The sequence below is a fragment of the Brevibacterium sp. AGC70 genome (genome assembly GCF_057334195.1).
The window spans coordinates 240,542-252,044 of record NZ_JBHFIH010000019.1 but is presented as its reverse complement, the minus strand read 5'-3'; the positions used below and the strand labels follow the sequence as shown (position 1 = coordinate 252,044).

The window sequence follows — 11,503 nt, the reverse complement described above, 5'->3', positions numbered from 1 at the left end:
GGCGACAGCGGCGTCGCCGGCTCACTGAACTCGGCCCATGGCGGGCCGCTGAACCCGGTCCGCTCGAACGTGGGCCGCTTGAGCGAAGGAAGAACAATGACACGTATGCGCGCAGTTGACGCGGTGGTGCTCATCCTCGAAAAGGAAGGCGCTACCCAGACATTCGGCCTGCCGGGCGCGGCCATCAACCCGCTGTACTCAGCGATGAAGGCCCACGGCGGAATCCGCCACACGCTGGCCCGCCACGTCGAAGGGGCCTCACACATGGCCGATGGTTACACGCGGGCGGCGGCCGGGAACATCGGCATCTGCCTCGGCACCTCGGGGCCTGCCGGGACCGACATGATCACCGGCCTCTACGCCGCAGCCGCGGACTCGCAGCCCATCCTGTGCATCACCGGACAGGCTCCCGTCGCGGTCCTGGACAAGGAGGACTTCCAGGCCGTGGACATCGCCTCGATCGCGAAGCCCGTGACCAAGATGGCCAAGACTGTGCTCGAGGCAGGGCAGGTCCCCGGCGTCTTCCAATCGGCCTTCCAGCTCATGCGCTCGGCTCGGCCCGGCCCGGTCCTCATCGACCTGCCGATCGACGTCCAGCAGACCGAGATCGACTTCGACATCGACACCTACGAGCCGTTGGAGCCTGTGCGACCGACGGCCACCTCGGCACAGGCGGAGAAGGTCCTCGACCTCATCGCCGCCGCGTCGCACCCACTCATCATCGCCGGCGGCGGAATCCTCAACGCCGATGCCGCGGACAAGCTCGTCGAATTCGCCGAGGCGACCTCGATCCCGGTCTCCCCGACGCTGATGGGATGGGGCGCGATCCCCGACAACCACCCGCTGCAGGCGGGCATGGTCGGCATCCAGACCCACGTGCGCTACGGCAACGCCACATTTCTGGAGTCCGATCTGGTCATCGGCATCGGCAACCGATGGGCCAATCGTCACACCGGTGACCTCGGGGTCTACCGCAACGGTCGGAAGTTCGTCCATATCGACATCGAACCCACGCAGATCGGGCGTGTGTTCTCACCCGATTACGGTGTCGTCTCCGATGCCGGTGTCGCGCTCGATGCGCTGCTGTCCGCGGCACGCGGTCGGACTGAGGCTGCGAGCCTGCCGGACTTCACCGGCTGGGCCGGCGAGTGCACGGCGCGCAAGTCCACCGAGCATCGCAAGACCAACTACACCGAAGTGCCGATCAAACCGCAGCGTGTCTACCAGGAGATGAACTCCGCCTTCGACGAGGACGTGACCTATGTGTCGACGATCGGCCTGAGCCAGATCGCCGGTGCGCAGATGCTTCACGTCTACAAGCCGCGCCACTGGATCAACGCGGGTCAGGCCGGGCCTCTGGGGTGGACCGGACCGGCTGCGCTGGGGGTGGCGAAGGCCAAACCGGAGGAGACGGTTGTCGCGCTCTCCGGTGACTACGACTTCCAGTTCATGATCGAGGAGCTGGCCGTCGGCGCACAGCACAAGATCCCCTATCTGCACGTCGTCGTCAACAACTCCTACCTGGGGCTCATCCGACAGTCGCAGCGCGGCTTCGACATGGACTACCAGGTGTCGCTTGCCTTCGACAACATCAACTCCTCGGGAGAGGCCGCGAGCTACGGGGTCGACCATGTGGCCGTCGCGCAGGGGCTGGGGTGCAAGGCGCTGCGCGTCGAGGATCCTGAGCTCATCGGTGAGGGCCTGCGGGTGGCCAAGGAACTCATGGACGAGCACCAGGTGCCCGTTGTCGTCGAGGTCATCCTCGAGCGCGTCACGAACATCTCGATGGGGGCGGCATTGGACAGCATCAATGAGTTCGACGTCCTCGCCCAGACTCCGGCCGATGCGCCCACGGCGCTGACGCCGATGGGCGAACTGGCCGCGGCGAAGTAGGCTTCGGGTCGACGGGACCCGATGTTGTCGGCTCTCGCCGTCAAAGAGCTCGCGGTCGAAGAGCTCGATGTCGGCCAGGTCACAATTGGTATACCATGACCCCGAGGGAGTCGGATGCACGATTCCGACCCCTCGGGGACTTGTATGACATGCTCGGCGCAGATGCCGAGGATTACGGCCCCGGCTGGTATCGCCGGGTGAACTGCCCCGGCCGTCCCGGTTGGGTGAATGAGGAGGATGCATGAACGTCGATGACACCGGAACACAGGCCGCCGACCAGGCTTTTGACCTGGTCATCAGGGCACAGCGGGCCGTTCTGCCCGAGGGTGTCAGCGCCGCCGAAGTCGGTGTGCGTGAGGGCGCAATCGTCGAGATCGCCACCGAGGGAACTGGACTGAGCGGGACCACCTCGGCGAATGCACAGGTCGTCGAGCTCGACGCTTCGCAGGTGCTGCTGCCGGGGCTCGTCGATTCGCACGTGCACGTCAATGACCCCGGCCGCAGCGAATGGGAGGGTTTTGCCAGCGCCACCCGCGCCGCAGCCGCCGGAGGCGTGACGACGATCGTCGACATGCCTCTGAACTCCCTGCCGCCGACGGTCAACGTCGAATCACTCGGCATCAAGCGCGAGGTCGCGGCGTCCAAGGCATTCATCGACGTGGGTTTCTGGGGCGGAGCAATCCCCGGCAATACCGGTGACCTCAAACCCCTCTTCGATGCCGGCGTCTACGGTTTCAAGTGCTTCCTCGAAGACTCAGGGGTCGACGAGTTCCCGCCGCTGGAGCCCGAAGAGCTTCGTGCCGACCTGGCGGAACTCGCGAAGTACGACGGTCTGCTCATCGTCCACGCCGAGGACCACTCGGTCATGGCCGACGCCCCGAAGAATTCAGGGCGAAAATTCAGCGACTTCCTCGCCTCCCGCCCGCGTGAGGCCGAGAACGTTGCGATCGCCCGCGTCATCGATGCCGCCCGCGAGACCGGCGCCCGCGCCCATATCCTGCACTTGTCATCGGCAGACGCGCTGCCTCAGATCGCGGAGGCCAAGGCCGAGGGTGTGAAGCTCACCGTCGAGACCTGCCCCCACTACCTCGTCTTCACCGCAGAGGAGATCCCGGACGGCGCGACGACGCACAAGTGCTGCCCGCCGATTCGCGAGGAATCCAACCGCGAAGCGCTGTGGAAGGGGCTCGTCGACGGCACGATCGACTGCATCGTCTCCGACCACTCGCCCTCGACGGCCGAGCTCAAACTCCTCGACACCGGTGACTTCGGTGCGGCCTGGGGCGGAATCTCCTCCCTGCAGTTGGGCCTCTCGCTCGTGTGGACCGAGGCCGCCAAGCGCGGAATCGACCTCGCCGAGGTGGTGGCCTGGATGTCCAGTGCCCCCGCATCCGTGGCCGGAGTGAAGAACAAGGGCGCTATCGCGCTCGGCAACGACGCGGACTTCGCAGTCTTCGCCCCTGATGAGGAGTGGACTGTTCACGCCGCAGAGCTCTACCACCGCAACCAGATCAGCGCCTACGACACGCGTGCCGTCCGCGGCGCCGTCAAGCAGACGATCCTCCGCGGCGCACCCGTGGACTTCGACGAGCCCCAGGGCCGCCTCCTCCGCGCCCGCTAAGGCCCGCCTCCCTAAACCTCCCCGACGTCACTATTTGCGCCCGGCGCCGCGAGTGATTAGTGACGTCGGGGAGGTTTTGTCGATTCATTGCCGGCGTGATCCACAGGTTTATCCACAGTTTTTACGTTGATGTGGCGAATGGTGCTGTTTGTTGCCATTATCTGCAGTATGTATTCGATAATGACTACGGCGCGACTGTTGCGTTCTGGATTCACCAAACGAGAGCTGGCGCGAGCTGAACGGTGCTGTGTCCGCCGAGTCGCTCGGGGTCGCTATGCGGTCGAGCGAACGTGCGAGAAAGTCGAGCATGAAGGCATCTGGGCTGCTGTGCGTGAGGGACATGCCCAGGAATTCGAGCTCTTCAATGACCGCAGAGACGCTGAGCAGTATCTCAAGGCCCTAGTGCGCGCTCGAGCAGAGAAGGTCAACGAGGAAGAGTCAGCAGGGCGGTCGAAGCGGCGACGCGAAGTCTTCTCACATCTCTCAGCCGCTCTCATCCACGGGCTTCCGATTGTCGTCGTTCCCGAACAGCGGGTGGAGGTCATCAGGCGCGGCGCTTCGCGCAAGCATCGTCATCTTCGAGTCCGAAACGCACCTCTGATGCCCGGGGACGTCATGACGATCGGCATTTACAGGGTGACAACGCTTGAACGGACCATTGTCGACGTCGCGCTGACCTATGAACTGGCAACGGCGGTGGCGATGATCGATCATGCTCTGAGTCGGGGGCTGACATCGATGGAAGAGATTCGGACAGCCTTCGCGGAACGCGACGCAGCACGCGCTCAGAGGAGAGCGCGGTGTGCGCTGGACCTATCGGATGCGCGGCGCGAGTCACCGGCAGAGTCAGTCGCTGCCGCACGATTCTTCGAACATGGCATCGGTGGATTTGATCCGCAGGTGGAGTTCAGGGACCGGGGCGGACATGTATTCGCCCGTGTCGACTTCTGTCACCGTGCGGCGAAGGTGATCATCGAGGTGGACGGCCTCGCGAAATACTCCATGGGTCCCAGAACTCCTCGGAAGGCGCTTGAGGATGAAAAGGTTCGTGATGCGCAACTGGCCGCATTCGGGTACAGGGTCGTTCATCTGACATGGAAGCAGCTCTTCCTCGTGGCGCCCTTTGAGGACATCAAGCGGATCGTGGCTGAACGAGTTGTCGCACGCTAAACCTCCCCGACGTCACCAAAGGGTCGCGGCGCCGCGCGGTATTAGTGACGTCGGGGAGGTTGAGGGAGATGCTGAGGTTCAGGCGCCGAGCTTCTCACGGAGGCGGGCGACGTGGCCTTCGGCGTCGACGTTGTATTCGACGTCGGAGAGAGTTCCGTCTTCGGCGATGACGAAGGTTGAGCGCAGGGTGCCTTCGAAGGTGTTGCCGCCCACCGTCTTCTCACCGAACGAGCCGTATTGCTTCGCCAGCTCCGCACCCGGATCCGAGAGCAGCGGGAAGGTCAGGTTCTGGTCGTCGGTGAACGCCTGCAGCGCCTCGGCGTCATCGGGGGAGACGCCGAGCACCTGGAACCCGGCGGCGGCCAGAGACGAGAGGTTGTCGCGGAAGTCGCAGGCCTCGGTGGTGCAGCCAGGCGTCGCGGCCTTCGGGTAGAAGTAGAGGATGACCTTCTGCCCGGCGAAGTCCGCCTTCGAGTAGGTCTTCCCGCTGGCATCGGCCAGGGAGAAGTTCGGTGCGGTCTGTCCGACTTCGAGCTGTGTGCTCATGGTGGTGAGTCCTTTCGTAGGTGACTTCTGGTGTCCTTGGTGGTCAGTTCCGTTGCGCGCCCACGACGCCCGCGCCCACGAGCGCGCACGCGTGGGCGGCGGTGGCTTCGATGAGTTCTTCGGCGCGGCGGGAGAGCTCGGCGAGGTCGGCGGGGCCAGGTGCGATCGAGAGGGCCGCAGTGATGCCGGCCTCGCGGCATTCGGCTGGACTGAGGGCGACACGGCCGGCGATGACGATGATCTTCGCCGAGGCGGGGGCATAGTCGCGTACGGCCGCGACGACCTTCCCGCCCAGAGACTGGGAATCGAAGGATCCTTCGCCCGTGAGCACGATGTCGGCGGCGGCCAGGGCCTCGGTCAGGCCCACGGCCTCGGCGACCATCGTCGACCCGGGCACGACCTCGGCGCCCAGCAGGCTCGTCAGGGCCAGAGGGATTCCGCCGGCGGCACCGAAGCCCGGTGTCGCCGCCAAGGACTCAGCCTGAGCAGCCGAGCCGGCGAGCACCTCGGCGAGGTGGGCCAATCCCGAGTCGAGGACGGCGACGGACGCCGCATCGGCGCCCTTCTGCGGACCGAAGACTGCGGCGGCACCACGAGGGCCGGTGAGTGGATTGTCCACGTCGACGGCGACGCGCCAGCGGACCTCGCGGGCACGCGGATCCAATGCGGAGACATCGACGCCGGCCAAGGAGGACAGCCCGCCGCCACCGGGAGCGATGGGCGCACCGGAGGAGTCGGCGAAGGCCGCGCCCAAGGCCGAGGCGATGCCGACGCCGCCATCGGTGCTCGCTGAGCCGCCGATGCACAGCAGGATCTCCTCCACCCCCTGGTCCAGGGCGTGGCGGGCGATGAGGCCCACCCCGTATGTATCGGCGCGCTCGGGCGCGAGGGCGACGTCGGAGACCTGGGGGAGACCATTGGCCTGAGCCGCCTCGATGACCGCGGTCTTCCCATCAGCGGAGATGCCGAACAGGGCCGTAGTCGGTCGGCCCAGGGCATCGACGACCTCTTTTGAGCGAGCCGGGGTGCCCCACACGGCCAGCAGGGCATCGAGCGTTCCCTCACCGCCATCGGCGAAGGGCAGGTCGGTGATCTGCGAGTCGGGGAACACCTGGCGGGCACCGCGAGCCAGGGCCGCAGCGGCAGCGGGGGCGCCGGCCGAACCCTTGAAGGAATCGGGCGCGCAGACGATCGTGGGTGCTTCCATGCTCATGACGTCATTCAACCTCATTGTCGAGAAAACGATGGCCAAGTGCCCAGAACGCGGACTGCGCGAGGGACTCTGCCTTCATTATCCGCTTTGTGGAATAACTTTTCCAAATCCTCTGGAAAGGGCTGCCGGCGTCGACCATGGAATTTGACTTAGCGCGGACCTGGGGCCAAACTCGAAGCAGTTAAATGGAAACAGTCTTCCGTGATGTGAAACACATTCTCAGTGGTTCACCATCTCGATTTTCTCAGGAGGTCAATGTGGACCTAGGCGAGTTCAATCAGCTGTCGACCGATGACGCCCGCGCGAGACTGCGTCCGTGCCTCGATGTCAACCGGTGGATCGACGGGGTCGTCGCAGCGCGGCCGTTCTCCACTGTGGAAGCTGCCCGCGAGGCTGCCCGCACCAGTGCGACCCCACTGACCGACGACGAGATCAACCAGGCCATGTCCCACCATCCCAGGATCGGTGAGAGGGCTGAGGGCTCTTCCGCCGAGGCGGCTCTGTCCTCCCGTGAACAGGCTGGCCTCGGTTCCCTCGACGGTGACGTCCAGGAGCGTCTCGCCGCGGGCAACGCCGCTTACGAAGAGCGCTTCGACCGCGTCTTCCTCATCCGCGCAGCCGGTCGCAGCCCCGAGGAGATCCTCGCCGAACTTCAGCGCCGCATGGCCAACACCGACACCGACGAACTCGCCGAGGTCGGCGAACAGCTGATCCAGATCGCCGCACTCAGACTCGAAGGACTCCTCGCATGAGCTTCATCTCCGCCCACGCTCTCGACTCCACGCTCGGCACCCCTGCCGCCGACCTCGAGGTCACGCTCTACTCCGGCACCGAAGTACTCGCCAACGCCCGCACCGACGGCAACGGTCGTGTCTCGGAATTCGGACCGGACCACCTCGGCGCCGGTGATTATCGGATCGTATTCGGTACCGGTGCCTACTTCGAGGCCCAGGGGCAGGATCACTTCCACCCCCAGGTGACGATCGACTTCACGGTCAAGGCAGGCGAGGCGCACTATCACATACCATTGTTGCTGAGCCCGTTCGCGTACAGCACCTACCGGGGAAGCTGAGCGGACGGCAACACCCAAAAGACATCAGGGGAAGCAGGCCCCCTGCAGGATCATGATCCTCAACAAACCGCCGAAGTTCGCCGGGTCCGACGCCCGGTGACCTCGCAAATCAATTGGTCACAGCGGCCATGTCGGACTCGGTGACGAGTGCGGCGCGGTCGCTGGCATAGGCAACAGGAGCAAGAAGATGAGCAAGGTGAAACTGACGACGAATCAGTACGGCAAGGCGGAGAATCGTCTGATGCGGGTCTACCGTGACTCCGAACGTCACGAGATCCGCGACCTCAACGTCACCTCCCAGCTGTGGGGCGACTTCGAGACTGCCCACACCGAGGGCAACAACGAACACGTCGTCGCCACCGACACCCAGAAGAACACGGTCTTCGCCAAAGCCAAGGAACTCGGAGTGAGTTCACCCGAGCAGTTCCTCCTCGGGCTCGGCGAGCACTTCACCTCCAACTTCGACTGGGTCACCGGCGGACGCTGGGCAGCCGAAGAGTACGGCTGGTCGCGCATCAACGATCACAATCACTCTTTCTACAAGTCAGCGCCGGAGACCCGCACCGCGGTGCTCACCCGCGACGGCGACACCACCACCCTGATCTCCGGCTTCTACGGGCTGACCGTGCTCAAGACCACCGAATCAGGCTTCGTCGGCTACCCGAAGGACAAGTACACGACCCTGCCGGAGACCGACGACCGCATCCTCGCCACCGACATCGCGACCCGCTGGATCTACAACTCCACGGATCTCGACTTCGAAGGCGTGTACAGACAAGTCAAGGAGATCATCCTCGACTCGTTCACCGACCACTACTCGCATGCCCTGCAGCACACCCTGTACCAGATGGGTGAGAAGGTCATCGAGGCTGTGCCGGAGATCGACGAGATCCGTTTCTCGTGCCCGAACAAGCACCATTTCCTCTACGACATCGAACGCTTCGGCTTGGAGAACCCGAACGAAGTGCTCATCGTCGCTGATCGGCCCTACGGGCTGATCGAGGCCACCTTCACCCGTGACGGGGTGGAGGAGAACAAGGACGCCTGGGCGCAGATCGCCGGCTTCTGCTGATAATTTCCATAGTCGGGTCCACGGGAACACCTTCCCGTGGGCCTGACGTGTTTGAGAGGGAGAACTATGACCCAGGACACAACCTCGGCGATCCCGAGGGGAACCGGTGACGAAGAGATCGACGAGTGGCTCGAGTCCTGGGAGGGGCTCGTCAACCAGCGTGGAACTCTGCGTGCGGCCGAGATCATGGAGGCCCTGCGCCGACGTGCCGCATCGAACTCGGTGGCCCAGCCCAAGGTCACGACCACCGACTACGTCAACACGATCCCGGCCGATCAGGAACCTGCCTACCCGGGCGATGAGCGCCTCGAGCGCAAGTACCGCAAATGGCTGCGCTGGAACGCCGCGATGCTCGTCCACCGAGCCCAGCGCCCCGAGATCTCCGTCGGCGGTCACATCTCGACCTATGCCGGTGCAGCGACCCTCTACGAGATCGGGTTCAACAACTTCTTCCGCGGCCAGGACCATTCCGGCGGCGGCGACCAGGTCTTCTTCCAGGGGCACGCCTCACCCGGCATGTACGCCAGGGCATACCTCGAGAACCGCCTGAGTGACAAGCAGCTCGACGGCTTCCGGCAGGAGGCTTCGAAGGCCCCCGACGGGTTGAGCTCCTACCCGCACCCGCGCCTGATGCCCGACTTCTGGCAGTTCCCGACCGTGTCGATGGGTCTGGGTCCGATCAACTCGATCTACCAGGCGCAGATGAACCGCTACCTGCACAACCGCGGCATCAAGGACACCTCCGATCAGCGCGTCTGGGCCTTCCTCGGCGACGGCGAGATGGACGAGCCGGAATCACGCGGCGCGCTCCAGCTGGCCGCGAACGAGGGTCTCGACAACCTCACCTACGTCATCAACTGCAACCTGCAGCGACTCGACGGACCGGTGCGCGGCAACGGCAAGATCGTGCAGGAGCTCGAAGCGGTCTTCACCGGCGCCGGCTGGAACGTCATCAAGGTCCTCTGGGGCCGCGAATGGGACTCGCTGCTCGACGCCGACCACACCGGCGAGCTGGTCCGGATCATGAACGAGACCCTCGACGGTGACTACCAGACCTTCAAGGCCGAGTCAGGCGGATTCATCCGCGACAACTTCTTCGGCCGCTCACCGGTGACGAAGGGCCTCGTCGAGCACCTGAGCGACGACGACATCTGGAACCTCAAGCGCGGCGGTCACGACTATCACAAGGTCTATGCCGCCTACGAGCAGGCCGTGAACACGAAGGGCAAGCCGACAGTCGTCCTCGTCCAGACGGTCAAGGGCTACGGTTTGGGCACGACCTTCGAGTCGCGCAATGCCACGCACCAGATGAAGAAGTTCACGGCCGCCGACGTCAAGGCCTTCCGCGATCGGATGGACATCCCGATCACCGACAAGGTCATCGACGAAGACCCCTACGCGGTGCCCTACTACCACCCGGGCAATGACGCTGAAGAAGTCCAATACATGCTGGAGAAGCGGTCCAAGTTGGGCGGATTCCTGCCCAATCGCAAGCCCGAGAACAGCAAGAAGACCCTGCCTGCCGTGTCCGACAAGGCCTTCTCGCAGACCAAGAAGGGTTCGGGTCATCAGCAGGCCGCGACCACGATGGCCTTCGTACGCCTGCTCAAGGACCTCATGCGCGAGAAGGGCATCGGCAACAGGATCGTGCCCATCATCCCCGATGAGGCCCGGACCTTCGGCATCGATGCGTTCTTCCCGACCGCGAAGATCTACAACCCGAACGGGCAGAACTACCTGGCAGTCGACCGTGAACTGTTCTTGTCCTACAAGGAGGCGACCTCGGGTCAGCTGCTCCACGTCGGCATCAACGAGGCTGGTGCGGCCGCAGGATTCACCGCCGCCGGCACCTCGTATTCGACGCACGGCGAGCCGATGATCCCGATCTACGTCTTCTACTCGATGTTCGGGTTCCAGCGCACCGGCGACGCCTTCTGGGCCGCCGGGGACCAGATGACCCGCGGCTTCATCATCGGCGCCACAGCCGGTCGAACGACGCTGACCGGTGAGGGCCTGCAGCACGCCGACGGACACTCACCCGTGCTGGCCGCGACCAACCCTGCGGTGCGGATCTACGACCCGGCCTACGGGTACGAGATCGGCCACATCATGCGTGATGGTCTGCACCGCATGTACGGCGAGCACGACCTCGGCGATGATGCGCGCAATGTCATGTACTACCTGACCGTGTACAACGAGCCGATGCTGCAGCCGGCCGAACCCGAGGATGTCGACGTCGATGGGATCCTGCGCGGCATCCACCGAGTGGCAGATGCCGGCACCGGCGCCGAGGCGGGGGCCGCCGATCGTCCACAGGCTCAGCTCCTCGCGTCGGGAGTCGCAGTCCCGTGGGCACTCGAGGCCCGTGGTCTGCTGGCTCAGGAATGGGGCGTGGATGCGGCCGTCTGGTCGGTGACCTCATGGGCCGAGCTGCGCCGCGATGCGCTGAAGTGCGAGGCCGAGAAGCTCGAGAACTTCGAAGCCGAGCCGCGTACGCCCTATGTGCGCGAGCGCCTGGGCGCCGAGGCAGGGCCGATCGTCGCCACCAGCGACTTCGACTCCACGCAGCCTGACCTCATCCGTCCGTTCCTCAGCCAGGACTTCGCGACCCTGGGTGCCGACGGCTTCGGGTTCTCAGACACGCGTGCCGCCGCCCGGCGCCATTTCAAGATCGATGCGCACTCGATGGTCGTCCGGACCTTGCAGCTGCTGGCCGACCGCGGCGAGATCGCTCGCTCGGTGCCGGTTGAGGCGGCGAAGAAGTATCGCCTGAACGATGTCAACGCAGGAACCTCAGGCACCGCCGGAGGCGATTCCTGACCCCCGCAGCCTGAGCGGCACCGCACCGCGCCGCGCCGGCGCCTGAGCGGCACCGCGAAAAACGGGTGGGGGGGGGGGGGGGGGGGGTGGGGTCAC

9 protein-coding genes are annotated in these 11,503 nt (G+C 64.9%); 7 read left to right on the top strand and 2 right to left on the bottom strand.

The window, feature by feature from the left end:
- Positions 1–96 precede the first annotated feature (96 nt).
- From gcl to ACE03M_RS18855, 3 genes are all read left to right on the top strand, one after another.
- Complete coding sequence (gene gcl, locus ACE03M_RS18865; RefSeq protein WP_485935761.1) at positions 97–1,893, top strand: glyoxylate carboligase; 1,797 nt, start codon at positions 97–99, stop codon at positions 1,891–1,893.
- 241 nt (positions 1,894–2,134) lie between these two features.
- On the top strand, positions 2,135–3,514 hold the full coding sequence (gene allB / locus ACE03M_RS18860) for an allantoinase AllB (RefSeq protein ID WP_485935515.1): 1,380 nt from the start codon (positions 2,135–2,137) through the stop codon (positions 3,512–3,514).
- Between the two features lie 327 nt (positions 3,515–3,841).
- Positions 3,842–4,684: a hypothetical protein gene (locus ACE03M_RS18855; protein ID WP_485935513.1), complete on the top strand. Its 843-nt coding sequence runs from the start codon at positions 3,842–3,844 to the stop codon at positions 4,682–4,684.
- 78 nt (positions 4,685–4,762) lie between these two features.
- Here the strand turns inward: ACE03M_RS18855 and bcp are convergent, their stop codons facing one another.
- Positions 4,763–5,230, bottom strand: coding sequence for a thioredoxin-dependent thiol peroxidase (gene bcp / locus ACE03M_RS18850; RefSeq protein ID WP_143922186.1), 468 nt, complete (start codon positions 5,228–5,230; stop codon positions 4,763–4,765).
- Between the two features lie 43 nt (positions 5,231–5,273).
- Positions 5,274–6,437: a glycerate kinase gene (locus ACE03M_RS18845; protein WP_143922352.1), complete on the bottom strand. Its 1,164-nt coding sequence runs from the start codon at positions 6,435–6,437 to the stop codon at positions 5,274–5,276.
- A gap of 263 nt (positions 6,438–6,700) precedes the next feature.
- On the opposite strand from ACE03M_RS18845, the gene uraD reads away from it, so the two are divergent.
- The 4 genes from uraD to aceE all read left to right on the top strand — a co-directional run bounded on the left by uraD (position 6,701) and on the right by aceE (position 11,407).
- Positions 6,701–7,195, top strand: coding sequence for a 2-oxo-4-hydroxy-4-carboxy-5-ureidoimidazoline decarboxylase (gene uraD / locus ACE03M_RS18840; protein WP_143922185.1), 495 nt, complete (start codon positions 6,701–6,703; stop codon positions 7,193–7,195).
- Positions 7,192–7,515, top strand: a complete 324-nt coding sequence (gene uraH, locus ACE03M_RS18835) for a hydroxyisourate hydrolase (RefSeq protein ID WP_092103512.1) — start codon at positions 7,192–7,194, stop codon at positions 7,513–7,515. The genes uraD and uraH overlap by 4 nt, the downstream gene beginning before the upstream one ends.
- Before the next feature lie 187 nt (positions 7,516–7,702).
- Positions 7,703–8,587: a factor-independent urate hydroxylase gene (gene pucL, locus ACE03M_RS18830; protein WP_485935510.1), complete on the top strand. Its 885-nt coding sequence runs from the start codon at positions 7,703–7,705 to the stop codon at positions 8,585–8,587.
- Between the two features lie 66 nt (positions 8,588–8,653).
- Entirely contained in the window at positions 8,654–11,407 is a 2,754-nt protein-coding gene (gene aceE, locus ACE03M_RS18825; RefSeq protein ID WP_143922182.1) for a pyruvate dehydrogenase (acetyl-transferring), homodimeric type, read from the top strand.
- Positions 11,408–11,503 lie beyond the last annotated feature (96 nt).

What these genes read in the sequence shown, in the direction of transcription:
- gcl (WP_485935761.1), top strand. Translation starts at nt 97, where the DNA reads ATGACACGTATGCGCGCAGTTGACGCGGTGGTGCTCATCCTCGAAAAG.
- allB (WP_485935515.1), top strand. Translation starts at nt 2,135, where the DNA reads ATGAACGTCGATGACACCGGAACACAGGCCGCCGACCAGGCTTTTGAC.
- bcp (WP_143922186.1), bottom strand. Translation starts at nt 5,230, where the DNA reads ATGAGCACACAGCTCGAAGTCGGACAGACCGCACCGAACTTCTCCCTG.
- ACE03M_RS18845 (WP_143922352.1), bottom strand. Translation starts at nt 6,437, where the DNA reads ATGGAAGCACCCACGATCGTCTGCGCGCCCGATTCCTTCAAGGGTTCG.
- uraH (WP_092103512.1), top strand. Translation starts at nt 7,192, where the DNA reads ATGAGCTTCATCTCCGCCCACGCTCTCGACTCCACGCTCGGCACCCCT.
- pucL (WP_485935510.1), top strand. Translation starts at nt 7,703, where the DNA reads ATGAGCAAGGTGAAACTGACGACGAATCAGTACGGCAAGGCGGAGAAT.
- aceE (WP_143922182.1), top strand. Translation starts at nt 8,654, where the DNA reads ATGACCCAGGACACAACCTCGGCGATCCCGAGGGGAACCGGTGACGAA.